The organism is Halomonas korlensis, from assembly GCF_900116705.1.
Classification (GTDB): Bacteria; Pseudomonadota; Gammaproteobacteria; order Pseudomonadales; family Halomonadaceae; genus Halomonas; species Halomonas korlensis.
The window spans coordinates 151781-175139 of sequence record NZ_FPBP01000006.1; the positions used below are offsets into that span (position 1 = coordinate 151781).

Sequence of the window (23359 nt, forward strand, 5' to 3'; positions counted from 1 at the left end):
ATGCTTCGCAAGAGAAGGGTTCGAGTGCAGCTTCAGCAATGCCAGAAAGGCTTTCCCGGGATAATGCGGGCCAGAGGGCATGCATAAGGCGATGAGCTCTCGCACACGAAGTGTGGATGAGTCGATGACGCTGTCTCCCTGCGATCCATGGCGCGATTATTAGCGGCGATCAATGCTGCTTGGAATTCTTCGTTAGATCATTTTGTTACGGTAAAGGCATTACAGCATTGCACCATAACCCCATATGGCTAGTCACGTGAAGTCATGCTTTGAGAATGAGATTCAGCGCGCCGACGCCTGAGTCCGCCAACCCTGATTGCCGGACACAGGCGTGATTACCCGAGAAATCATCAGCCGAAAACGGTAAAGCTCTCGGCATTCAGCCACAGGTGGGTGGCGACACTGGCGATATAGCCCAGGGCGATTACTGGCGCCCAGCGCAGGTGGCCCATGAAGGTATAGCTGCCGCGAGCCTGGCCCATCAGCGCTACGCCGGCCGCCGAGCCGATCGACAGCAGGCTGCCGCCGACGCCGGCGGTCAGGGTGATCAGCAGCCAATGACCATGCGACATGTCCGGCTCCATGGTCAGCACGGCGAACATCACCGGAATGTTGTCGATGACCGCAGAAATCAGTCCCAGGACGATATTGGCCCAGGTAGCGTTCCAGCCGGTGTAGAGCGCTTCCGACAACAGGCCGAGATAGCCCATGAAGCCGAGCCCCCCGACACACATCACCACGCCATAGAAGAACAACAGGGTGTCCCACTCGGCGCGGGCCACGCGGTTGAACACATCAAAGGGCACCACGCTGCCCAGGCTTTCAAGCTTCTTCCAGTCGCCGCGCTGGCTGTAGCGGGTGCGCTTCTTCTCCAGCGAGCGGGGCAGGGTGCGGCGCAGGTAGAAGCCAAAGAACTGCAGGTAGCCAAGGCCGGTCATCATGCCCAGCACCGGCGGCAGATGAAGCAGGGTATGGCAGGCCACGGCGGTGGCCACGGTGAGCAGGAAGAGCAGAATGATGCGCCGAGCACCCCGCTTGAGCCAGACATCCTCCTCGAGGCTGTCGGGTTTGCGGTTCTTGATGAAGAAGCTCATCACCACAGCAGGGATCACGAAGTTGACCAGCGAGGGCACCAGCAGGGCGAAGAACTCCTGAAACTCGATGAGACCGGCCTGCCAGACCATGAGGGTGGTGATGTCGCCGAAAGGGCTGAACGCCCCCCCGGCGTTGGCTGCCACCACGATATTGATGCAGCAGAGGTTGATGAAGCGTTTGTCACCCTCGGCGACCTTGGTGACCACCGCGCACATCAGCAGCGCCGTGGTCAGGTTGTCGGCAATCGGCGAGATGCAGAAGGCCAGCACGCCGGTGATCCAGAACAGCGCGCGGTAGCTGAAGCCCTTGCGCACCAGCCACGAGCGCAGGGCATCGAAGACCCGGCGCTCTTCCATGGCGTTGATGTAGGTCATGGCCACCAGCAGGAAGAGCATCAGTTCGGTGAATTCCAGCAGCGTCTGGCGGAAGGCGTGCTCGGAGTCCGCGGACATGCCGTTCTGCACGTAGACCCAGCCGATCAGTCCCCAGATGATGCCCGCCGCGATCAGTACCGGCTTGGACTTGCGCATATGGATCTTTTCTTCGGCCATCACCAGCGCGTAGGCAAGCACGAAGATGGCCACGGCCACATACCCGACCAGCGAGCCGGTCAGATTGAGCTCACCGGTCACCGCGAAGGCGGCGGGGCTGATGAGTATGGCCAGAATGGCAGGCACGAGGAGACGCAGCCACCGGGCAGATTGCCAGGGCCGTGAGGGGAGACAGCGGGTTGTCAGCATGACTGAATTGTCCCGAAAAGAAGGCGGAGGAAAGGGTGAGAAAGTCGCGCAAACTTTAGCATGAAATGTTGCATTGCAGTATGCGCGCGGTGCAATTTCTCGTTATCTCCGCCTTGGGGCGTTCACTGTCGGCGGCCTTTGCTCGGTCAGGGTCGGGTCTCCAGTGCATCCTGCCACTGGCTTGGGGCTAGGTCTTTCAGCCCCGCTGCCTTACCGGGGCGGTTTGCCTCGAACCATTGTCTTGGCTTCAACAAGCGAACTTGCGGGTCGCCATCGTCGAGTGCCACGCCCGCGGCCAGAACACCCAGGCGCGCATAGAGCGAGCCGTTCATTGTCTCGTCCTGGAAAAGAAGGTTGGCGAGCATTTCCAGCGCGCCACCGGTCAGGCGGGCATCGCGCAGCTCGAGCGTGTGATCGTCGAGGAGCAGGTCGGCGGCACCGCGCAGGTCCTTGACGGTCAGCTGGCGGCCCAGCCACGCCCACTCCCGGGCGCGTGCCAGGAACAGCCTAACCAGCAGGCCGCTGTCGCGCATGGCCATGTCGAGCCGGGCCTCCAGCTTGAGCGGGCGCGTCCACACCAGGCGACCCTCTGCCAGGGTCAGGCGTGCCCACCAGCCGGCCTCCTGGGTGTCGGTATCGCGGCGCTGGACATTGTCGAGGCGCAATTGGGATCCGGAGGCATCGAAACGGCGATCGTTGAGGTTGCCATCGCGAAGGCGCGCCTCGAGGCGTAGATCGCCGGACAGATGTTGATCGCCCAAACGTAGCCCGGCCGCGAAGGCCTGCAGCGTGACATCCCCATGCGCCCGCTCTCCTTCCAGGCGCAGGTCCACATCCAGGCTGGCCCGGCCTTCCAGCAGCTCGAGGCCCGCATCATCGGGCAGGTAGGTGTTATAGCGCGACAGGTCCGCCACCTCGGCAATGGGCAGGCGAATCCGGGTCGTGAAATGGTTCAGCGACCGGGCCTCGTCGTCGAGGCCGAAACGCGAGGTGCGTGTCTCGAGGCGGAAGTGACGACCGGTCAGGTGGGCGGCTTGCTCATCATCGTGACGCAGCACGAAGTGCGGCAGCGTGAGGGTCAGCCGGGCGCCGGGTGCTCGCGCCTCGCCGTCGATGACCGCCTCCAGGGTCCCTCGCCCGAGTGCGGTAGCATCCATGAAGCCCACTGCGAGATCATCGGCCTCGACCCACAGCGAGCTGTCCGGCAACAGACGGTCGTCGCCAAGACGCATATCGGAGCGAAAGCGGCCGCTGCCCTGCAGGGTCAGGCCATGCACCTCGGGCAGGAACGCGTTAAGACCGCCGAGGTTGGCGACGACGCCCTCGAGTTCCAGCTGGCCGTCGAGTCCGGACGTGGGAGCCGTCTGGCCCGGTACTGCCAGCGGGCCGAACTGGGCGCGCCGGGCGATGACCAGGGTGCGCAGGCGCTCTTCACCATCTCTGCCGGCCCCGGCGGTCTGCATGTCGAGCCGCGACCCGGAGAGGTCGAGTTGGCTGCCGTCGAGCCGAGCCTCGCGGATCGTCAGGTCGAGGTCCAGTTCGCTGACCAGCGATTCATCGAGGAGCTGTATCGCGATACGCCGGCCGGTCAGTGCGAGCCGGCCGCGTAGCCGGCCGGCCTCGATGTCAAGCTGGCCGTCGGTCACTGCCAGCCCCGATTGCAGCGCGATCGGCGCCGCCGGTGGCAGATAGGCCTGGAGCGCGGCGATGTCGGGCATTTCCGCGTCCTGCCAGGCAAGCGTTAACCGCGGAGAGGCTAACGGCATCGCCAGGTCGACCTCGCGGCTTTCTGCGATCAGGCTGAACCGGCCCCCTTGCATCAGCCGCTGCGCGTCGGAAAGGCGATCCACGCGTGAATCATCCAGATTGGCTTCGACGCGGGCCTGCGGGCCTTGCAGGGTATCGAGCCAGGTAGCCGTGAGGCTGCCCTGGCCCCAGGCGGTCAGGTCGAGGACGCTGATACGCAGCGAGTCGGTGTCCACGGCCAATTGGCTACCCGAGGCGACTTGCCCTCCTGCTATTCGCAGGCTGGCGGCGAGCTCGCCGCCTCCCTCAAGGCGCAGGCCATGGCCTCCCACGGTGTTCACCAGAAAATCGTCCAATACACTCAGGTGTCCAATATTGCCGCGCAGGGCGATCCGCCCATCGAGCGCGTGCGGTCCGCTCGTGCCGACCAGAGCAGCCAGCGGCTCCGTCGTCTCCAGGCGGGCGTCCTCCAGGATGAGCTCGGTAGTCAATGGCTGCCTATCGCCATCGCCACGCGCCGAGACGTGCAATCGAGTGCCCGTGAGATCCAGGCGTCGGCGCTGCGGGTCCAGCTCCGCCAGCACCAGGCCCAGGGTCAGCTCACCGAGCAGTGATTGGCCCAGCAGTGTCAGGTCAATCTCGTTACCTGCCAGTTGGAAGTGCCCCTCAAGGATGCCGCCCCGGTAATTGAGCTCGCCTTCCAGGCGCGCGCTGCCGCTTTGCAGCGACAGCGGGCCGCCCTCGGGCAGGTAGTGAGAGAGCTGGCCGACATTGGCCAGGCGGGCTCCCTGCCACTCGAGGTGGGCGGACTCGAGCCGGCGGGGCGTGTTGGCCAGATCGGCACCCGGCAGGCGCGCGGACAGCATGAAACGCTCGCTGGTCATGAAGTCGTCGGAGAGCCCGGCCCGCTGCATGGTCATGTCATCGAGGGTCACGGCGAGCGTCGCCGTCGGCCCGTCATCGCCCGACTCAATCCGACTGGTGATACGCCCGGCACCCATCAGGCGGTGAGCGTCGGGGGTCCCATCGGCGACCGTCCAGCGTAGCTCGTCGGCCTGCTGGTGGCGGGGCGGCGAGAGCAGCCGCCGTTCATCCAGTTCCACCCGTAGCGACGGCGAATCCATTACCAGTTCGCTGCCCGGCGCCAGCTCGCCCCGCTCGATCCGCAGGCGACCGCTGAGGTCACCGTGTCCGGCCAGGTCCAGCCAATCGAGGTCGCGCAGATAGGGTTCGAAGACCTCCCAGGCGTCTGCACTGGCCTCGAACGCCAGGTCGCCACTCACCAAGCGAGCCGCCGCCATGCCCGGCGTCTCGTCAGGATGCAATGAGGCCAGCGTGAGGTCAGCATCGAGGCGGATGTCGCTGGCCAGCACGGCGGTGCCGCGCCTTACCCGGGCTTCGTCGAGTTGCAGAACCAGACGCTCGATCGCCAGCTGTCCCTGTGCCAGGCTCAGCCCCGACAGCTCGGCCCGTCCGCTTCCTTCCAGGCGATAGGCGCCAAGGGCCAGGGAGCGTATCCCCTCGGCACTGACGTCCTCGATCACCAGGCGCCCCGTCAACAGCGCCAGGAGCGATACGTCCAGTTCGGCCTGTGCTGCTTCCAGCTGCAAGGGCAGGTCGTCATCATCGCGCTGCAGGCGCAGCGACTCGATCTCGAGTCGTCCGGGCAGCCAGCTCCAGCCCGACGTCCAGCGGATCGATATGCCGCTGCGCTCGGCCAGCCGGCCCTGCGCCCAGTCGCTGTTGAGCAGCCAGTTCGCCGCGGCCAGGTAGCCGAGGGTCAGCAGCACCGGCAGGGCGAGCAGCCACGCGAGGGGCCGCCGCCGGGGAAAAGGAGGGGGGCGATGACGGGACGGTTTGTCAGCGTGCGAGTTCGGCATGCGATACTCGAAAAGCGAAGTCAGGTCATGGTACAGGCAGGTCGGTCTGCGTTGCCGCGGGTTTTTATGGCATCATTTGGCCATTCCGGTGATTCAAGGCAGCACCCAACGCATGTTTCTCGATGATTTCCATACCCCCGTAGAGGGGCGCATTCGTATTTCCGCTCAGCAGGCGAGCCTCTTTGCCAAGCGTATCGCCGGTGACTACAACCCTATCCATGACCCCGATGCACGGCGTTTCTGCGTACCCGGCGATCTGCTGTTCGCCCTGGTGCTGGCCCGCTACGGTCTCGCCCAGCGCATGAGCTTTCGCTTCCTCAGCATGGTGGGGGATGGCACCTTGCTGAGCTTTCGCGAGGATGACGATGGCAAGATTCGCATCGTCGATGAGACCGGGAAATGCTGCCTGGAAGTCGAGCGAAGCGGCGAGATTACCCATGACGAGGCGGTCGTGGAGGCCTTCACTCGCTGTTACGTGGCCTTTTCGGGCAAGAACTTCCCTCACTACCTCAAGCCGTTGATGGAAGACAAGCAGGTGATGTTCAACCCGCGTCGGCCACTGGTGATCTATGACAGCATGGGGTTCTCACTGGACCGACTGGATGCCCCGTTGCCGGGGCTGAAGCTGACGGATTCGTCCATGGAGGTGATCGGCAAGCGGGCGGATGCCCTGCTCGATTTCCGTATCCAGGCCGGCGGTGAGCCGATCGGCAGGGGCAGCAAGAAGCTGGTCGTCAGTGGCCTGTGCGACTACGACGCCGATGCCATGGAGGCCATCGTCACCGAATTCTATCGCCTCAAGGCGGCCTTCGAGGGGTAGTCATCCCCACCGGGTGCGGCAGTGTCTCAGACGACTCGCAGTCGCTTGCCCAGCAGCATGCTGCTCCAGTCGGCCTGATTGGCGAGGTTGTTGAGCAGTATCGAGCCACTCATGCCGACTACCGCAAGCGCAAGGACATAGAGCCACAGCGGAAGCGCTACCTGCCAGGTGACGAAGTCCACCACCGAGAAGAACAGCGGGTGGGCGAGATAGATGCCGAAGGAGTTTTCATTGACCTTCTTTACCAAGGGAGGGGCCTTCCTTCCGGCGAGCCAGTTCATGGCCCATAACAGCGACAGGATGAACAAGGGCACGACCCAGGTTTCCTTCGAGGAGTAGGCAAGCTCCCCGCGCAGGGTGAACAGCACGATGCCGGCAACCATGGCGATCAGCCAGCCCGGATGCGAGAAGCGACGAATCCACGGCTGTGCCTGCAATGCCGGATAATACTTGACCACCAGCAACGCCAGAAAGAACAGATAGATCCACCCCAGCGGCGCGATCCAGTGCAGGTAGCCTGGTGGCTCGATGGACTGCCAGCGCCAGAAGGCCCAGTAAGCCATACTGATCGCCACGCTGATAAGCAGGCAAGGGCCGGCGGGCAGGTAGCGTTGAAGCTGGAATCGATTGTAGAGCCAGAACAGCACGTAGAATTGCATGGCAATAATCAGGAAATAACCGTGCCAGCCGGCGAAGACCAGATACTCGATCATGTGGTCGATGAACCCCACCCGCACATCGTCAGCGCTAAGCCGCAGATATTCGGCGATGGAATAAATCAGCCCATAGACCACATAGGGCACCATCACGTACTTGAGCCGTTGGGCGAGGAAATGGTGAGGTACCTCATTGCCGTAACGCGCGGAAAACAGAAAGATCGAGATGAAGATGAAGATCGGGGTGCCCAGCACGGTAGGAATGTAGGCCAGGTCGAGGCCGACGTGCTCGACGTAGTTTCTCTCGATTCGGTCGATCAAGTGGAAGAGAAAGACCGCCAGGCAGCCGTAGAAGCGTAGCCAGTATATTTCCTCGATTCGTTTCATGGTGTCTCCAGGCCTAGAGGATAATCGCCAGGCACCAGGCGGCGGGCCACTGGTCCGAGGGAATGCGGGGCCGGAACTCGGGAACATGACGGGGCGTCTGACCGCACGATAGCTAATGAATTCACTTTCCCCATCTCTTGCTGTTCGCTGGAAGTGGACGCGTCATAGGGAGAATGCTGATGTTGATGAAAATCAGTGTGGTCGCGCTTGCCCTGCTCGGCTTTTTTCAAGGGAGCCTGGCGAAGGCCGCGGGGCAGATCAGCGAGCAGGCATTCTTTTCGGAAACCCTCGGACGCGACTACCCCTATACCATCTATCTTCCCGACGGCTATGCGGTATCGCACCAGGCCTTCCCGGTGATCTACCTGCTGCACGGCTCCTTCGGCAGCGAAACCGACTGGGTACGCGGCGGTCGCTTGCGCCAGGCAGTCGACCGATTGATTCGCCAGGGCGTCATCCCCCCCTCGCTGATCGTCATGCCCGGCAGCCAGAGCTGGTGGATCGATGGCGCCAACGAGCAGGCCCGCACCGCCTTTCTCAACGACCTGATTCCGCATATCGAGGACAGTTGGCACGTGGTAGCCAAGCGGGAGTGGCGTGGAGTGGCGGGTCTCTCGGCGGGCGGCTTCGGCGCCGTTAACTTTGCCCTCGAGCATCCCGAGCGCTTCGGAGCGGCGGCGGCCTTCAGTCCGGCGATCTATCATCCGCTGCCTCCTGCCGATTCGTCGGCCTGGTATCACCCGGCCTTCGAGCGCGACGGTGAGTTCGACCAGGAACTCTGGGAGCAGCGCAATTACACCGCCCATCTTGATGCGTATTTGGCAAAGGACATCATCGTTCCCCTTTACTTGACGGCGGGTCATCGCGACAGGTTCAACACCGAACATCACGCGCGCCTGCTCAAGCGCTCGCTGGAACCCCACCAGCCGGGGCAGGTGCCCATGGACGTCTTGCCGGGCGGGCATACCTGGCGCGTGTGGCGGGCCAGCCTGCCGCGTGGATTCGATTTCATGTTTCGCTACCTCAATGGCCCGGTGGCGCTGGAAAGCGATGACACACTGGGCGCTACCCAGAGCGATGCCTCGACGCTGGTGTCCGCGACGCCGGCGGAATGACGCGTTCAGGCGTCACCTACGCCGAGCAGCAGACCGCCCAGCGCGCAGACCAGCACCACCACCCACGCTGGCAGCTTCCATACGCTGAGCAACGCAAAGCCGACCAGCGCCAGGGCGAATTCTGCCCGGCCAAGGATCGCACTCGTCCACACCGGGTGATACAGCGCCGCCCCCAGCAGGCCAACCACGGCCGCATTGGCGCCCCGCAACCCCGCTTGGATGCCGGGCCGGGCGCGAAGCGCGTGCCAGAACGGCAGGGCGGCCAATAGCAGCAAGAAACCGGGAACGAAGATGGCCAGCAACGCCAGCAGGGCGGCGATCATCCCCCCGCCTTCGATGACCATGCCCAGATAGGCAGCGAAGGTGAACAGCGGCCCCGGCACCGCCTGGGCGGCACCGTAACCGGCCAGGAAATCGTTGGCGCTCATCCAGCCTGACTGTACCGTCTCCGCTTCCAGCAGCGGCAGCACTACGTGGCCGCCGCCGAACACCAGGGCTCCGGCGCGATAGAACGCATCGATCAGCACGACGCCCTGACCCGCCCCGGCCATCACCAGTAAGGGCAGGCCGACCAGCAGAATCGCGAAAGTCGCCAGGCAGATCAGGCCGGTGCGTTTCGAGATCGGCATGGCCAAGGTGTTCGCATCGGCCACAGCGCCGTCGCGACAGCACCAGAGGCCGGCCAATCCGCCCAGCAGGATCGCCGCTACCTGCCCCATGGCCCCGCCCACGCCAATTACCAGCAGTACCGTCGCCACAGCAATGGTGGCCCGTTGCCGATCCGGACAGAGCTGGCGCGCCATGCCCCATACCGCATGCGCGACGATGGCGACGGCCACGATCTTCAGGCCATGCAGCAAGGCGCTGCCCAGCGGGCCCTCAAAACTCGCTGCACCCATGGCGAACAGCACCAGCAGTAGCGCCGAGGGCAGGGTAAACGCCGCCCAGGCGGCCAGCGCGCCGAGCGGGCCGGCGCGCAATAGCCCCAGGGCGAAGCCCACCTGGCTGCTCGCCGGGCCGGGCAGGAACTGGCATAGCGCCACCAGATCCGCATAGGCCTGCTCGTCCAGCCACCGGCGCCGGGCGACGAACTCGCCGCGAAAATACCCCAGGTGCGCGATGGGCCCACCGAAGGAGGTCAGGCCAAGCAGCAGGAAGGCGCGGAAGACCTCGCCAGTTCTGTGGCGGTCATGGGGCATGTCGCCTCCACGTCATCAGGGTGAGGAAGCTGGGCAAAGCCCAGCCGCTTGCGTATCTTGCCAGTCATTGTCTCGTCCGAGGATGACCAAACGATGATACGTACGCTACTGCTCGATGCCGATGGCGAGGTGATCCGGGGCGGGGAGGAGCTGCTGGCGCGCTTTCGCGAAACCCCGCAGAGCCGGCTATGGATCGACCTCCAGGGCGAGCCTCAGGCCCGCGAGCGCGAGCTGCTGGAGGCGTTCGGCTGCCATCCATTGGCCATCGACGACGCCCACCGCGAGCGCCATCCGCCCAAGATCGAGGAGTTCGAGCACCACACGCTGATTCTCTATCGGGGGATCTCGTCGTTCGATGCCGAGCTCAACTTCGTCCCCCAGCAGGTCGCCTTCTTTCTCGGCGAGCGCTTTCTCATCAGCCTGCATCCCGGCACCGCGTTGAGCATCGACCGCCTGATGGTGCACGAGGGCAGCACGCTGCTGCGTCGCTCCCCCGAGCATGTCGCGCTCAGGGTCATGTACGTCTCGGCGGGGTTCTATCTGGACAGTCTGCTCGAGTTCGAGAACCAGCTCAGCGATCTGGAGGATGAACTCATCGATGCGGGAAGCGACGCGCTGATGCGCCGGATCATTGCCTACCGCTCGCGGCTGGTAAAGATGCGGCGGGTCTTCAACTATCACGTCGGCATCACCCAGGAACTCACCGCCTACGATTACTCGCATCTGCCGCGCGACAACGAGGACACCCTGCACGCTATCAACGATGTGCATGAGCGCTTCGAACGGCTGCACAGCCTGACCCAGATGTACTACGACATCTGCGGCGACCTGATCGACGGCTACATTTCGCTGTCCTCGCATCAGCTCAATATCACCATGCGGGTGCTCACGGTCATCACCGCTATCTTCGTGCCGCTGACCTTCCTCGCCGGCATCTACGGCATGAACTTCGCGTACATGCCGGAGCTTGGTTATCGCTATGGGTACTTCATGCTGATGGGCTTGATGCTGGCTATCGGGCTGGGGCTGTTGTGGCTGTTCCGGCGCAAGCGCTGGCTCTAGCGGTGGAGAGTGTCCAGGGCTGCCTGTCTTTACTGGCGTTTAACCCACAAAAAAGCCGCCGATCGATGATCGGCGGCTCTTGGCATTAACCCTTCAGTACGCCGGCATGGCCGGCGCCTGGATCAGGCAGACTTGGCAGTCTTGGCGCTGGTATCGGTGCTGTCAGTCGCCTGCTTGGCGTTGCTCTCGGCAGCCTTCTGGGTCTTCTTGACGTTCTCTTCGGCCAGCTTCTGGCTCTGCTTGACGTTCTCTTCGGTCAGCTTCTGGCTGTCCTTGACGAAGTCCTGCTGCAGGGCCACGACCTTCTCGGCATCGCCTTTCAGGCGCTCGGTCAGGTCCTTGGCGACTTGCTGCTGGCCTTCCATGTACTCGCGGAGGCCTTCGGCATCCTTGACGTTCATGAGGTTGCGCAGCTGCGCCAGGCTGGTGTCGGAGTAAGCCTTGCCCGCGTCGAGCTGGGCGTTGATCAGCTTCTCGGTGTAGTCCACGGACAGCTCGGCATAGGCGCGAGCCGGAGCGAAGAACATGGATTCGAATTGATTGGTGATCTGGGTGGTGTCGAAGTTTTTCATGGTTGACCCTCCTGAGGGTTCTAAATATCTAGAAGGCCCTGGGTGTCTCCCGATGCCTTCCTCGTCTCTGTTGCAATGCACAATAGCAAAGCGATTGGTGCAGTGCAACATCAAGATGCGGAGTTTTATTCAGGAAGGCACAGGATTTTCTCGTCAAGGCGTTTCGCGACGCCCGGAACCCCCTGTTAGGTGGGGCAAAGTTTGCTATTGTCAGGCCTTGAGAGACTGGCCAACGCAAGGAGGCAGCCGATGGCTTCCGATACGCACAGCAAGATTCCCGAGACCATGGCAGCCATGCTGCTGACCGGCCATGGCGGCCTTGACAAGCTCGTTTATCGCCAGGACGTACCCACGCCCCGGCCTGCCAAGGGCGAAGTGCTGGTGCAGGTAACGGCGACGGCGAAGAACAATACCGACCGCAAGGCGCGCGAAGGACTCTATCCCACCAAGGACAAGGGCGAGGTGGCCTCCTTCGCCATGGGCGGCACGCCGACGCTGAGTTTTCCGCGTATCCAGGGGGCCGACGTGGCCGGCCGCGTGGTCGCCGTGGGTGAAGGCGTGGATATCGAACGCATCGGGCATCGCGGCCTGCTGGACTTTAACCTCTACCCCGATACGCGCCGTGACATTAACCTGATGCCTGACTATTACGGCCATGGCGCCGATGGCGGGTACGCCGAGTACATTGCCGTGCCCTCGGAACAGTTCCACCGGGTGGAAAACCCCGAGCTTGGCGATGCCGAACTCGCCGCCATGGGCATGTGTTCCTACCAGACGGCGCTGCACATGCTGACGTCGGCCGGCGTGAAGGCCGGCGAGCGGATACTGGTTACCGGCGCCAGCGGCGGGGTAGGCACGGCACTGATCCAGCTGTGCCGGATCATGGGGGCGATTCCCTATGCGCTCAGCCAGCCGGACAAGGCCACCGCCTTGCTTGAACTCGGCGCCGAAGCCGTGCTGGACCGCTCATCCATGGAAGGTTTCACCGACAAGGTGCGCGAACTGACCGGCGGCCGCCCCATCGATGCGGTCATGGACTTGGTCGGCGGCGAGATGACCGACCGCTTCATCGACGCCATGATCTTCGACATGGCGAGTCGCGAGAGCTACCCACGGCTGAGCATCGCCGGGGCCAGTGGCGGCAATGTCAGCGAGATCATGTGGACGCGCATCTATCTCTACCAGGTGCAGATCTTCGGGGTGTCGCACGGCACCCGCGAAGAGGCCGAGCAACTGGTGACCTGGATTCGCGCCGGCCAGCTGAAGCCGGTGCTGCACGCCGCCTTCAAGCTTTCCGACCTGCACGAGGCCGAAACCTACTTCGTCAATCGTGGCAGCAACTACCTGGGCAAGATCGTGATCGTGCCGGACTCACAATGGCAGGAACACGGTGCGCGCTATTCACTATCCGCCAACGCCCGTTAAGGATTTCCATGAGTAATGAACTGACACTGCAACTGATCGATACCCATGCCGGAGGCGATGTCAGCCGCATTGTGGTCGGTGGTATCGACCCGTTGCCCGGTACGACGGTCAGGCAGCAGATGGAATACCTGCGGGACGATGCCGATGGACTGCGCAAGCTGTTGCTGAACGAGCCCTACGGGATTCCCGAGATGTCGGTAGACCTGATCGTGCCCGCCACCGACCCCAGGGCCGAGACGGGCTACATCATCATGGAAGTGATGGGTTATCCCATCTACTCTGGCTCCAATACCATCTGCACCGCTACGGCGGTGCTGGAGAGCGGCATCGTGCCCAAGCAGGAAGGGCGTCAGCGCTTCATGCTGGAATCCCCGGCCGGGCTGGTGCAGATCGAGGCCCTGGTCGAGAACGGGGTGGTCGAGGCGATTACCTGCGAGGGCCTGCCCAGCTACATCGATACCTACCGGGCCAGCATTCACGTGCCCACTGTGGGCGAGGTGACCTATAGCATCGCCTACAGCGGCGGTTTCTACGCCCTGGTCGATGCCACCGAGCTGGGGTTCTCACTGATCAGGGAGGAGGAGCGACGCCTGAGCGATTGTGCCCACGCGATCGTCGAGGCGATCCAGGCCGAGAAGGGCTTTTCCCACTACACCCTGGGCGATGTCGGGCCGCTGCCGTTCCTTCATTTCATGGGGCCGGTGGAGCAGGTCTCCGATCATTTCTATCGCTCGCGGTCGACGACCTATGTGCATCAGGACGTGATCTGTCGCAGCACTACCGGCACCGGCACCTCCGCGCGCCTGGCGCTGATGCACTACGAGGGCCGTCTCAAGAAGGGCGACAAGCTTGAAACCGTCTCGCTGCGCGAAACGGGCTTCATCGGCGAGTTCACCAACTTGCATCAGGAAGGCCCCCATCAGGTGGTGGAGAACACCATCACCGGCAAGAGCTATGTGCTGGCACGTTCCGACATCGTCATCAACTGCGAGGACTCGCTGGTGGAGTGCCTCGGCCTGCATCATATCCTCAGCAGCCGCCACTCCGGGGCGGATTGAGTGGTCGTCTCCAGGCGCACCTAGACGGCCTCTCTTTCGTCCACGGTCATTTGGCTCCAGCGAGCGATCTCGTCGATTGTTTACCTACGAATGATGGCAGTATTGACGTCCATTATGCGCACGCAGCAAATAGGCTCGAGAGGTGCAGGGCGTGTCAATGGGTTTTGCGATTTAGCAGGGGTGAAATGGACCATAATGTCCACGCCTCATCAATCATTAACCTTGGTCTGTGCCCTGCTACGGCCTTTCAGGTGAGCTATTGTGCCTAACTGAAGGCCGCCAGGACTCTCTTTGCAAGGCAGGCTAGCCATAGGGCCTGCCTTTTATAGGCGGCGACTTGCCTTGCAGCGCTTGCTGGTTATCACAATAAAAAAGCGACCCGGGGTGGGTCGCTAAGTGCAGCGGGCCTGGTATGTTTAAAAAACTAGCAGGTTGATTATAGCTCGGCAAGCATCATCCATAGAAAAACAGGCTTTTCTTTACGCTTATACTTCTAATTCAAAAAATTGAAGGTAACGCATTTAGCTATGTTTTAAATTCGGCATGCTAGATATTTAACAATTGTTTTTCACTCGTAGCATGGTCTCGATGAGGATATTTTACTATAGAGAAACAGTAAATAGCGATTGAAGTGAATGGTCTCAACATGGCGATCCACCCTGAAAAACCGCTGCCGTCTCACATCCAGTTTGTGTCAGCGGCGGCTCGCTTCTACGCTGACAGACAGGGATGAGGGTTATCCCTGTTTTCACTCTTCCATGGAAAGGAGGCTGATATGACCCGTGGTCTTGGCGGACATTCCCCTGCGAACGTGACGCACCATCTCAAAGGCACCGATTTTCCTGCCTCGCGCGCGGATATTGAGCAACAGGCCCAAGAGAATGGTGCCGACGATGAGATTCTTGAAGTGGTTCGCAACATGCCTGACAGAGAGTACGAAGACATGGCAGACGTATTGAAAGGAGTGGGTGAGGCCGAGTGACACTCGCGCAGACGTCGCGAAACAAGGGAATCGTCAATGTCGCAAGCGAGATCGGCCGTTAACGAACAAGGCCAGAGGAAGTTCCTCTGGCCTTGTGATACACGTTCGAAACAGTGACATTGAAGCGATCAGGTCACCGTCATACGCTTGCTTGGCCCATCAAGAATTGCGGCCGCCTCCTCTGCTGTGTTCGCCGCCTTTCTTGCCAGCCTCAGAGGCCTTTTCAGGATCATTGGCGAAGTTACCACCGCTCTGTTGGCCACCCTTTTGACCCGCTTCAGAGGCTCGCTCCGGGTCGTTGGCGAAATTACCACCACTCTGTTGGCCGCCTTTATGGCCTATGTCTTCATAAAACTCCCTGTCATGGCTCTGTGATGTCGCTTCGCCACCTTTCTTGCCCGCTTCACTTGTTGACATACCCTTATCGTCTTTGCGTTTATCAGCCATGATAGTCTCCTTACAGTCGTCCTTAACAAAAGTTAATACATTTTGGTAACGCTTAGCTCGCTTACCTTGCGAAGCATGTATCAACCTGGAGTTTTTAGAATAGACGCTATTCGGTAGCTTGCAAGCCTTTAGTTTCCTGATACGTGTTTAAACGTTAATTTTTTAATTTCTGTGTTACTTATTTAAATCTGAGTTAACGATATCAGGAGTGGCGCTGGGTATCCTGCATCAACATTGGCTTGACACGGCGAACTACTACCCTTCGTTGAGTCGTACATCATGGGCCATATGCTATACAAGGTGGACACAGATGCCTCACGCCTGGAGAAGCGGCAACCAATCACCTTGCTCTCCGATGCCAAGCACTACCCGCCAGCGATAATGTCAGCCATCGAAACGGCTAACGAGTCGGTGTTATTCGAACAATACCTGTTTGCGTCCGGACGCCTCGCTGATCGTCGGCGCCTTGGTCCAGGTCGCCGATCGTGGCGTTCATGTCCAGGTGCTCCTCGACCGCTACGGTGCCAAAGGCCAGAAACACCGTGACTGAGCGCGGCTCATGCGGGCAGGGATGGCCCTGCGCTTGTTTAATCCGCTCTTTATGGGCGGCTGAGCATCCTCCTGACTCGCGCTCATCGCAAGCGGGTACTGGTGGATCGCTGCGTGGCCCTCACAAGGGGCTGTACTACGGTTAACCCGCTGGTATATCGAAGCGTAGAAAGCGCCCCTGATAAAAGGAAAGAAATTCTTTTAAGATATTGAAATATATAATAATTTTTTTTACCGCAATGGCGAGATACTAAGAGCAAAATATACCTAGGAAAGCAAGCGGGCTTGGCCAAGCGCTTGTAAAAAGCCATGGAGGCAGAAAGATGACACGTAACGTATTTATCCCGGCGTTGGAGAAACAGCAACGCAGAGAACTCGAAACACTGCGTAGTGCAGAAGAGCTTGCATTTTATGGCTTACTGGATGTGGAAACGTTGGTCGAACCGGAATCGTTTTCTTTTGACCGGCTGCTTGAACAGGCCCGCCACGAGCTGCAACAGGCCCTCGACACTGTTGGCTCTGTCGATGGCATCATTGCCCACTGGGATTTTCCTACCAGCGTTTTGGTGCCGATCCTGTGCAAGGATTACGGCATCCCCGCTCCGCCGCTTGAGAGTGTGCTTAAATGCGAACACAAATACTGGAGCCGGATGGAACAGAAGCAAGTGATCCCTGAACATGTGCCTGGTTTCTGCTCGGTCGACCCTTTCGCGGCGGATCCTCTGGGGCAGGTAACGCTCGACTATCCGTTCTGGCTCAAGCCGGTCAAGGCCTTTTCCTCCCAGCTTGGCTTCAAAATCGAGAATGCAGAGCAGTTTCATACGGCTATCAGCGAGACGCGTGAAACGATTCATCATTTTGGCGATCCGTTCAACGAGGCACTTGGCCACATCGAACTGCCTCCCGAGATTCAACAGGCCAACGGGAACACCTGTATTGCCGAGCAAATTATTTCGGGCATACAGGGGGCACCGGAGGGCACCATGTTCCAAGGAGAATTCAATGTGCACGGGGTGTTCGACCAGCCCGTGGATGAAGGCGCCACCCTGTTCGACCGCCTGGAGTATCCTTCCAGCCTGCCGGAGCGGATTCAGCGGCGAATGCTAGATGCCAGCAAGCGCTTCCTCGAGCATATCGGCTTTGACAACGGTTGCTTCAATGCCGAGTTCATGTGGGACGAGGAGAGCGATCAGCTGTGGCTGGTCGAGTTCAATACGCGCATTTCCCAGTCGCATAGCGAAATGTTCATCATGGTCGACGGCATGTCCAACCACGAGGTGGCCCTTGACATTGCCCTGGGACAGCGCCCCTCGTTAGTCAATCGGCAAGGCCAGTTTCCGGTAGCCGCTAAATGTCTCATCCCCCATAAGCACGAGGATGCCATCGTCAAGCGCGTACCCAGCCAGCAAGAGTTGGCTGAACTCAGCGAGCGCTTTCCTGGCACCATGATCAAGCTGGACATCGCGCCGGGCATGCAGCTGAGTGACCTGCCGAATCAAGACAGCTTTTCGTATCACATCGGTACGATCTATCTTGGTGCGGATAGCCACGAGGCGCTACGAGAGCGGTACCGCACCTGCCTGGATGCCCTGCATTTTGAGTTCGACCCCGTATTGGAACAAAGCGAACAGTGATTTCGACAAAGCCATGCCTACGCGCTTCAGGCGCCGAGGTTAACTCGTTCCAGTACCAGAAGGTGCTGGAGGGAACCCTAGGTCACTCCTTTAGCGGCGGCAATCGAGTAAGAGTGCTGCGCAACGGCATCGAAATATTTCCCCCCATGATCGAGGCCATCCGTCAAGCATGCTTCAGCGTGGATCTCCTCACCTTCGTCTATTGGAAGGGGGCTGTGGCACGGCGGTTCGCCGATGCCTTGATAGAGCGCGCCAAGGCCGGGGTACGGGTGCGTGTCATCCTGGACGCTATCGGGGCACTAAAGATGTCGAAGTCGCTGATCGAACAGATGCGGGCAGCGGGTGTGCACGTTGCGTGGTTCCGCCCACCTGCCCGCTGGCAATTTTGGAAATTGGACAACCGCACACACCGAAAGGTACTCGTCTGCGACGGACGAATCGCCTTTACCGGGGGGGTCGGCATTGCCGAGGAGTGGGAGGGCGATGCACGCAACCCCAACGAATGGCGGGACACCCATTTTCAAGTTGAAGGGCCCGCTGTCCCCGGGCTACAGGCCGCCTTCCTCGACAATTGGGTGGAGGCTGGCCGGCCAATGCAAGATGATGTGACCCAGATCGGCTACGCCGAAACCCTCCAGCCGCTTGGCAAGAGCCATATCCAGGTGGTCAAGACGACCGCTGCGGTGAACTGGAGTCCCATCGCTACCCTGTTTCATGTCTTGCTCACTCTGGCGCGTCATAAGGTGCGCATCACCACGGCCTACTTCGTGCCTAACGCTGCGATGGTGCAGCTCCTGAAGAAGACGGCCCAGCGCGGTGTGGATGTACAGGTCCTGATTCCTGGCCCGCATCACAACCATCGGATGGCCCAGTTGGCGCAGGAAGATGAATACGTCCCGCTCATGCAGGCGGGAGTCCGGATGTGGAGATACCAGCCCAGCATGCTGCACGCCAAGATTATCACGGTAGACGATGTGGTCGCCTGTGTCGGGTCGGCCAATTTTGATCAGCGCTCCATGAGCAAGGATGACGAGTTGGCCTTGCTCATTCTGGACGAGGCGGTGTTGAGCGAACTCGACCGCCACTTTGAAGAAGACCGTACTCGCGCTATGGAAATGCATGCCGAAGATTACCACCAGCTTGATCTGTTCAGGAGGGCAAAGACCACAGTCGCCAGCCTGTTTCGAAACCAGACGTGATGGAAGGGCTTGGCATGTAGGCATCGCTGTTCGAGAAACTTTTCATAGCAATTGCTAGTGCCCCACCGTGGAAAAAGAAGGTAGCGACTCCCAGTCCGGTGCGGTCCGCTAGGCTGTAGATGATCCCTGTAAACTTTTTCCCGACGTTACATCGGCCATGCTGCCATATTCCTGGTCGGGCATGTTGCGTATGATATCAAGGACATCCTCTCCTGCGCCGTTATCCTTGGCATGTCGCTCAAGGCCGGTGCGGCTTGCAGGAAAATCTATTCCACTAAGGTGATGCGTCACGTTAGCGGGGGATTGGCCACCGAGTCCTCGTGTCATGAGCTTTCCTCCTATTAAGCCAGAAGATAGCGAGCATGTTCCCGTCTCTGATAAATAGAAGGCATCGACCGAGGGCACAAGGTATTTGGATGTACGTTCTACTCTTGCTTATTTAATTTCTCCTTGCCTACAGGGGTAAGCTTTCATTTTAACCGAATTTAAATAAAAGTTAGTTTTTAACCTACCCTTATTCTTCTTTAAAAAACATATGTATCAAGTAAATTGGCTAATATAAGGTAGTTGGCCTAGGGTTCATGAATATACCGCTGCCTTGAACCATTTGCCATCGCGAAACGGAGGCCGGCATGGCTGACAAGCGCAGGGCAAGCAACGAAAGCAGGGGTGTTAATGAAGCGGGCAAGAGAAGTGGAGATACTACCTCGCAAGCCCATGGAAAAGAATTCTATATTGATACCGTCCTGAAGGGCGGTTAGAAGGGAGGCAGGAACAGCAACAGCGGCGGGCGCAACTTTTAAGGAGAGTTTGCTGCGGCTGCTGGGTGGTTAATTGCCCAAGGAGGCTTCGCGCCGCAGGGAGGTGGCCTAAACTCGGAGGTTCTAGCTGCAGGACTGTAGCCTAGGCGAGGCGGCATCACGGGACGACAAGGAAAGTCAATGACACGAGAAAAGCGAGGGAGCGTGGTCGTTTATACGGGGCCTGAACAGGAACCCGAACATCAGCGAACTTCGCACCACGAGGTTGCTCGGCGTCTCGCCAGTCTCCTGGGGCGGGCTTTTGCCGGTGAGTATGATGCCTCCGCAAATTACCGGGAATCACTATATTTCGTCCCGATAGATGCCATCGTTATAGATGAAGCCCGCCGATTGGGTATACGGGATGAGCATGACCTGTTCGGCGGTGTCGTATCGCAACCTTTCATGGCCACCAAGGCAATCGCACATCCGCTGTGTGGTAACCATGCGACAGCACCGCCGGGATGGTCCGAGGACTTCTGCCGGCGAGTGAGCGACGCCGTGCTTACCGGTTACTCGGCGTTTTCCCTTGAAGATGCCCATGCGGCGGGACTGCGCCTACTCGAGTGCGGTCCGGCGCGCATCAAGTCGGTACGGGCCACCGCCGGACGAGGGCAGGCCGCCGTTAGCGATGCTGCTGACCTCACTCGAGTATTGAACACACTGGATGCCGAGGAAGTGGCGATTCATGGCCTTGTGCTCGAAGAGCATCTCGCTGACGTCACGACCTATAGCGTCGGGCAGGTCCGCGTTGGGGAATACCAGGCTTCCTACTACGGTACGCAGCACCTCACCGAAGACAATGAAGGTGCCATGGTTTACGGCGGCACGGATCTGGTAGTCACCAGGGGCGATTTCGAAGCGCTGCTTGCGTTGGAGCTTCCCGTGGAAATCCTACGCGTGATAGCGCAAGCCTTGGTGTTCGACACGGCGGCGACAGAGTGTTTTCCAGCCTTTTTCGCCTCGCGCCGAAACTACGATGTGGCATGCGGGAGCGATGCACGGGGTAATCGGCGAGTCGGTGTGCTGGAGCAGTCGTGGCGCATCGGTGGCGCGAGCAGCGCCGAAGTGGTTGCGCTTGAAGCCCTGCAAGCGACACCGGCCCCGCGAGTCGTAAGCGCTTCATCGCATGAAATCTACGGCACGAAGAAGACACCACCTTCGGATGCCACCATTCTCTATAGCGGGGTTGATGCAGACGTAGGGCCGATAACAAAGTGCGTCACGGTGAACGCTTATGACGACAAGCAGTGAAAGGATCAAGATAGCGGTGGAGAGCGAACAGGTTAACGGAACTGTTCTTTCACCTGAATCCAGGCTGCCCGGCGTGTTGTTCGTGCATGGTTGGGGTGGCAGCCAGGAGAGCGACCTCATTCTGGCCAAGCGCATCGCCGCCCTTGGCTGTATTTGCCTGACCTTCGACCTGCGCGGGCATGGCGGAACAATGGCGCAGCAACAGACCGTCAGCCGGGCGGATAACCTACGCGACGTTATCGCGGCTTACGACGTACTGGCCGACAACCCCGATATCGATCGCTCCGCAATTGCCGTAATGGGCAACAGTTACGGTGGTTATCTGGCCTCGATGCTGACCACACAGCGTCCGGTGAGATGGCTGGCGTTGAGTGTGCCCGCGCTGTATCGGAATGCGGAGTGGGATGTGGCCAAGCACCACCTCGACCGGGAGGACCTCGCTCAATATCGCATCACACGTGTGGATCCGACAGAGAACAAGGCGCTGGCCGCTTGTTCGCGGTTCGAGGGGGATGTCCTGCTCGTCGAGGCCGAGCATGACCATCTGATTCCGCACGAAACCATCATGAACTATCGCCGGGCCTTCGAGAAGGCACACTCGCTGACGCATCGCATCGTGGATGGCGCCGATCACGCCATGAGTAGCGAAACCTGCCAGCAGGCCTATACGTCCGTCCTCTCCTCTTGGGCGATGGAAATGATCGTCGGGCGACGTATCGGCTTCATGGAGTCGAGCCTGTTACGCACCCCCTGAGCGGAATCATGCGTAGATCAGGAGGTTGATATGCAGATCCGACGAAGCGAACAGGGGCTCAGGAATGGCGGTTGGGGGTGGGCTGGAAGGCTACTGATTGTCGCGGTGCCCGCATTGGCAGGCTGCGGCTTTCCCAACGATATCGAGCATACCACCGAGAAGATACGCGGCGGTGTGCTGAATGTCGGGCTGGCGGAAAATCCCCCTTGGGTGATACGTACTGATGCCGGCCCTGCCGGGCTCGAGCCGGAGATCATCCAGGAACTCGCTGAAGAACTGAATGCGGAAATTGAATGGCATTGGGATAGCGATAGCAACCTACTAGCCGCACTGCAACATGGCCAGCTCGATCTGGTTGCCTGCGGGTTTACCGAGAACTCACGCCTTAGCACGTTCGCCGCGTCTACCAAGCCCTATTACGCAAGCCGTTATACCGTGGGCGTTCCCAAGGGTGAGGAATTGCCGGCTTCGCTTGAAAACCTAAAAGTTGCCATGCATCCCGTGGGTCACTTCAACAAGCCGCTACGCGACGAGGGGGCAAGGCCGGTGCAGGAGGCTAACCTCGCCGGTACCGACGGGGCAGTGGCTGCGCCAAGCTGGTGGCTCAGGGCGCATGGGTTTGAGCCGGGCGATTGGCAACTGGCCACCGACAAGCATGTCATAGCCCTGCCGAAGGGAGAGAACGCCTGGATGATGACCATGCAGCGTCATCTCAACGGTTACGACAATATTGGTCAGCGCTTTGGACTGGGGAGTCACCCCGCCACGCTCTTCAGAGAGCTGCTTTACTCATCGCCTGAGGGCGTTTTCGCCGACATTCAAAGAACGGCTGGCTTCGGCAACAGAATAGCCTTGGTCAAGCACCAGACAGGCCGCTTCCTGCTTGAACTCCGGTGTAAAAGATCGTCGTTTCCTGGTCATTAGACACCTCGTGAACGGTGGCAATGTTACCATCTACGTTGGTGTCCGGTTTCATTGGACCACTACAGTACTTCGGGGGGGGGGGGGGCGAACTGATAGGGCAGACCACGCCGAGGGCAGCGATGTATGCTGCGCCGGGCGATGATCGGACGTATGCCGAAGCGGGTGCAGTCGTGATGCAGTGGATCACTGTCGTAGCCCTGGTCCACGACCACGTACCGACAGCGCTTGCGAGGACGTCCCCGATCACCGGGCAGATGTACCTACTCAAGCAGACCGATGAACTGATGTGAATCGGCCCGATGCCCGGCAGACAGAGTGAAGCTCAACGGGACCTCCGGGCGGCGGCCACCTCCGTGACGGGGTGGCCTCGTTCCGTCACCCGCTTGGCGGCTTCGATCTTGAATTCCTCGGTATATCGCTGGTGGCTCATGGGACCTCTTGGGTGCCTTCAGTATAAGGCCTGGAGGTGTCTACGAAACCCGGGGCGATTCACGACACTTTTCCGCGTAGCGACTTGGTCTTGCCCTTGCGGGTCTTATTATCGACCCGGCGACGCTGGGAACCCTTGGTGGGCTTGGTGGGCCGGCGGGTCTTGTGCTGTTTCGCGGCACTTCGGATCAACGCCTTGAGGCGTTTCAGCGCATCTTCCTTGTTCAGTTCCAACGTGCGAAAGCTCTGTGCCTTGATGATGACGATGCCTTCCTTGCTGATGCGCTGATCGGACAGCGCCATCAGTCGCTCCTTGTAGAAGGGCGGCAGACTGGAGTGGAGGATATCGAAACGCAGATGCACCGCCGAGGCGACCTTGTTGACGTTCTGCCCGCCCGAACCCTGGGCGCGGATCTGGCTGATATCGATTTCCCAGTCGCCCAGTTCCACCGTATTGGAAATGGTCAGCATGGTGTGTCTCGTCTTGATGTGAGGTGGCGCGCGCGCCCGTTTAAGGCTTTTGACCAATAGAAGACGACGTTCGAACGCGTATTGTAGGGCATATGCGGGATTGGATCCTTCATGAGTCGCGCGGACACCCCTTGGCGCCATACGGAGGGCAGCGTGTCTTC

General features: G+C 60.1%; 19 protein-coding genes and 3 pseudogenes. 12 read left to right on the forward strand and 10 right to left on the reverse strand.

Translation table 11 applies throughout. The features are described from left to right. Nucleotides 1-350: 350 nt before the first annotated feature. Both nhaD and BM341_RS10095 read right to left on the reverse strand, forming a co-directional pair. Nucleotides 351-1835: a sodium:proton antiporter NhaD gene (gene nhaD, locus BM341_RS10090; RefSeq protein WP_089795503.1), complete on the reverse strand. Its 1485-nt coding sequence runs from the start codon at nucleotides 1833-1835 to the stop codon at nucleotides 351-353. 146 nt (nucleotides 1836-1981) lie between these two features. After that, nucleotides 1982-5461: a DUF748 domain-containing protein gene (locus BM341_RS10095; RefSeq protein ID WP_089795505.1), complete on the reverse strand. Its 3480-nt coding sequence runs from the start codon at nucleotides 5459-5461 to the stop codon at nucleotides 1982-1984. 112 nt (nucleotides 5462-5573) lie between these two features. Here BM341_RS10095 and BM341_RS10100 point away from each other — a divergent pair, with 112 nt between their 5' ends. Next, nucleotides 5574-6281: a DUF3581 domain-containing protein gene (locus BM341_RS10100; protein ID WP_089795507.1), complete on the forward strand. Its 708-nt coding sequence runs from the start codon at nucleotides 5574-5576 to the stop codon at nucleotides 6279-6281. A gap of 26 nt (nucleotides 6282-6307) precedes the next feature. On the opposite strand, the gene BM341_RS10105 is transcribed toward BM341_RS10100, so the two are convergent. Next, entirely contained in the window at nucleotides 6308-7324 is a 1017-nt protein-coding gene (locus tag BM341_RS10105; protein ID WP_089795509.1) for an acyltransferase family protein, read from the reverse strand. A gap of 179 nt (nucleotides 7325-7503) precedes the next feature. Here BM341_RS10105 and BM341_RS10110 point away from each other — a divergent pair, with 179 nt between their 5' ends. Continuing rightward, nucleotides 7504-8439 (forward strand): alpha/beta hydrolase, encoded by a 936-nt coding sequence (locus BM341_RS10110; RefSeq protein WP_245784240.1) that lies wholly within the window; start codon nucleotides 7504-7506, stop codon nucleotides 8437-8439. Between the two features lie 5 nt (nucleotides 8440-8444). Here BM341_RS10110 and chrA read toward each other — a convergent pair whose 3' ends face one another. Then, nucleotides 8445-9638, reverse strand: coding sequence for a chromate efflux transporter (gene chrA / locus BM341_RS10115; protein ID WP_089795511.1), 1194 nt, complete (start codon nucleotides 9636-9638; stop codon nucleotides 8445-8447). Nucleotides 9639-9731: 93 nt separating this feature from the next. Here chrA and BM341_RS10120 point away from each other — a divergent pair, with 93 nt between their 5' ends. Further along, the gene (locus BM341_RS10120; protein ID WP_089795513.1) at nucleotides 9732-10700 is read left to right on the forward strand and encodes a magnesium transporter CorA family protein; all 969 of its coding nucleotides are present in this window, start codon (nucleotides 9732-9734) and stop codon (nucleotides 10698-10700) included. A 122-nt stretch (nucleotides 10701-10822) separates the two neighbouring features. On the opposite strand, the gene BM341_RS10125 is transcribed toward BM341_RS10120, so the two are convergent. After that, on the reverse strand, nucleotides 10823-11272 hold the full coding sequence (locus BM341_RS10125) for a phasin family protein (protein WP_089795515.1): 450 nt from the start codon (nucleotides 11270-11272) through the stop codon (nucleotides 10823-10825). A 249-nt stretch (nucleotides 11273-11521) separates the two neighbouring features. On the opposite strand from BM341_RS10125, the gene BM341_RS10130 reads away from it, so the two are divergent. From BM341_RS10130 to BM341_RS10140, 3 genes are all read left to right on the forward strand, one after another. After that, a complete protein-coding gene (locus tag BM341_RS10130) occupies nucleotides 11522-12697 on the forward strand; it encodes a zinc-binding dehydrogenase (RefSeq protein WP_089795517.1) in 1176 nt (391 codons plus the stop codon). 8 nt (nucleotides 12698-12705) lie between these two features. Next, entirely contained in the window at nucleotides 12706-13755 is a 1050-nt protein-coding gene (locus BM341_RS10135) for a proline racemase family protein (protein WP_089795519.1), read from the forward strand. Nucleotides 13756-14530: 775 nt separating this feature from the next. Then, nucleotides 14531-14737: a DUF2795 domain-containing protein gene (locus BM341_RS10140; RefSeq protein WP_089795522.1), complete on the forward strand. Its 207-nt coding sequence runs from the start codon at nucleotides 14531-14533 to the stop codon at nucleotides 14735-14737. Between the two features lie 159 nt (nucleotides 14738-14896). Here the strand turns inward: BM341_RS10140 and BM341_RS10145 are convergent, their stop codons facing one another. Then, nucleotides 14897-15184: a con-10 family general stress protein gene (locus tag BM341_RS10145; protein ID WP_089795524.1), complete on the reverse strand. Its 288-nt coding sequence runs from the start codon at nucleotides 15182-15184 to the stop codon at nucleotides 14897-14899. Nucleotides 15185-16056: 872 nt separating this feature from the next. Here BM341_RS10145 and BM341_RS10150 point away from each other — a divergent pair. Together BM341_RS10150 and BM341_RS10155 are read left to right on the forward strand one after the other, a co-directional pair. Next, nucleotides 16057-17367 carry an ATP-grasp domain-containing protein gene (locus BM341_RS10150; RefSeq protein ID WP_089795526.1) on the forward strand — a complete coding sequence of 437 codons (1311 nt, stop codon included), beginning with the start codon at nucleotides 16057-16059 and terminating at the stop codon, nucleotides 17365-17367. A gap of 113 nt (nucleotides 17368-17480) precedes the next feature. Further along, nucleotides 17481-18566 carry a phospholipase D-like domain-containing protein gene (locus tag BM341_RS10155; protein ID WP_217646207.1) on the forward strand — a complete coding sequence of 362 codons (1086 nt, stop codon included), beginning with the start codon at nucleotides 17481-17483 and terminating at the stop codon, nucleotides 18564-18566. Nucleotides 18567-18674: 108 nt separating this feature from the next. On the opposite strand, the gene BM341_RS10160 is transcribed toward BM341_RS10155, so the two are convergent. Then, nucleotides 18675-18893, reverse strand: coding sequence for a DUF2795 domain-containing protein (locus tag BM341_RS10160; RefSeq protein ID WP_089795530.1), 219 nt, complete (start codon nucleotides 18891-18893; stop codon nucleotides 18675-18677). A gap of 305 nt (nucleotides 18894-19198) precedes the next feature. Here BM341_RS10160 and BM341_RS19650 point away from each other — a divergent pair, with 305 nt between their 5' ends. From BM341_RS19650 to BM341_RS19520, 4 genes and pseudogenes are all read left to right on the forward strand, one after another. After that, complete coding sequence (locus BM341_RS19650; protein WP_281246494.1) at nucleotides 19199-19327, forward strand: hypothetical protein; 129 nt, start codon at nucleotides 19199-19201, stop codon at nucleotides 19325-19327. 180 nt (nucleotides 19328-19507) lie between these two features. Further along, a complete protein-coding gene (locus tag BM341_RS10165) occupies nucleotides 19508-20620 on the forward strand; it encodes a DUF3182 family protein (RefSeq protein WP_089795532.1) in 1113 nt (370 codons plus the stop codon). A 16-nt stretch (nucleotides 20621-20636) separates the two neighbouring features. Then, on the forward strand, nucleotides 20637-21374 hold the full coding sequence (locus BM341_RS10170; RefSeq protein ID WP_217646208.1) for an alpha/beta hydrolase family protein: 738 nt from the start codon (nucleotides 20637-20639) through the stop codon (nucleotides 21372-21374). A gap of 30 nt (nucleotides 21375-21404) precedes the next feature. Beyond that, nucleotides 21405-22079: pseudogene (locus BM341_RS19520) on the forward strand (substrate-binding periplasmic protein); the annotation flags it as partial. 87 nt (nucleotides 22080-22166) lie between these two features. Here BM341_RS19520 and BM341_RS10180 read toward each other — a convergent pair. The 3 genes and pseudogenes from BM341_RS10180 to arfB all read right to left on the reverse strand — a co-directional run. Continuing rightward, nucleotides 22167-22295 (reverse strand): annotated as a pseudogene (locus BM341_RS10180) (transposase); the annotation flags it as partial. Nucleotides 22296-22638: 343 nt separating this feature from the next. After that, nucleotides 22639-22728: pseudogene (locus BM341_RS19525) on the reverse strand (transposase); the annotation flags it as partial. A 59-nt stretch (nucleotides 22729-22787) separates the two neighbouring features. After that, nucleotides 22788-23198 (reverse strand): alternative ribosome rescue aminoacyl-tRNA hydrolase ArfB, encoded by a 411-nt coding sequence (gene arfB / locus BM341_RS10190; protein ID WP_089795538.1) that lies wholly within the window; start codon nucleotides 23196-23198, stop codon nucleotides 22788-22790. Between the last annotated feature and the right edge of the window lie 161 nt (nucleotides 23199-23359).

Excerpts from the sequence above, each read along its gene's own strand:
- BM341_RS10120 (WP_089795513.1), top strand. The coding sequence starts at position 9,732 with ATGATACGTACGCTACTGCTCGATGCCGATGGCGAGGTGATCCGGGGC.
- BM341_RS10165 (WP_089795532.1), top strand. The coding sequence starts at position 19,508 with ATGACACGAGAAAAGCGAGGGAGCGTGGTCGTTTATACGGGGCCTGAA.
- BM341_RS10105 (WP_089795509.1), bottom strand. The coding sequence starts at position 7,324 with ATGAAACGAATCGAGGAAATATACTGGCTACGCTTCTACGGCTGCCTG.
- BM341_RS10160 (WP_089795530.1), bottom strand. The coding sequence starts at position 18,893 with ATGACACGAGGACTCGGTGGCCAATCCCCCGCTAACGTGACGCATCAC.
- BM341_RS10140 (WP_089795522.1), top strand. The coding sequence starts at position 14,531 with ATGACCCGTGGTCTTGGCGGACATTCCCCTGCGAACGTGACGCACCAT.
- BM341_RS10110 (WP_245784240.1), top strand. The coding sequence starts at position 7,504 with ATGTTGATGAAAATCAGTGTGGTCGCGCTTGCCCTGCTCGGCTTTTTT.
- BM341_RS10150 (WP_089795526.1), top strand. The coding sequence starts at position 16,057 with ATGACACGTAACGTATTTATCCCGGCGTTGGAGAAACAGCAACGCAGA.
- BM341_RS10095 (WP_089795505.1), bottom strand. The coding sequence starts at position 5,461 with ATGCCGAACTCGCACGCTGACAAACCGTCCCGTCATCGCCCCCCTCCT.
- BM341_RS10100 (WP_089795507.1), top strand. The coding sequence starts at position 5,574 with ATGTTTCTCGATGATTTCCATACCCCCGTAGAGGGGCGCATTCGTATT.
- BM341_RS10125 (WP_089795515.1), bottom strand. The coding sequence starts at position 11,272 with ATGAAAAACTTCGACACCACCCAGATCACCAATCAATTCGAATCCATG.
- BM341_RS10145 (WP_089795524.1), bottom strand. The coding sequence starts at position 15,184 with ATGGCTGATAAACGCAAAGACGATAAGGGTATGTCAACAAGTGAAGCG.
- BM341_RS10135 (WP_089795519.1), top strand. The coding sequence starts at position 12,706 with ATGAGTAATGAACTGACACTGCAACTGATCGATACCCATGCCGGAGGC.
- BM341_RS19650 (WP_281246494.1), top strand. The coding sequence starts at position 19,199 with ATGGCTGACAAGCGCAGGGCAAGCAACGAAAGCAGGGGTGTTAATGAA.
- arfB (WP_089795538.1), bottom strand. The coding sequence starts at position 23,198 with ATGCTGACCATTTCCAATACGGTGGAACTGGGCGACTGGGAAATCGAT.
- BM341_RS10130 (WP_089795517.1), top strand. The coding sequence starts at position 11,522 with ATGGCTTCCGATACGCACAGCAAGATTCCCGAGACCATGGCAGCCATG.
- chrA (WP_089795511.1), bottom strand. The coding sequence starts at position 9,638 with ATGCCCCATGACCGCCACAGAACTGGCGAGGTCTTCCGCGCCTTCCTG.
- nhaD (WP_089795503.1), bottom strand. The coding sequence starts at position 1,835 with ATGCTGACAACCCGCTGTCTCCCCTCACGGCCCTGGCAATCTGCCCGG.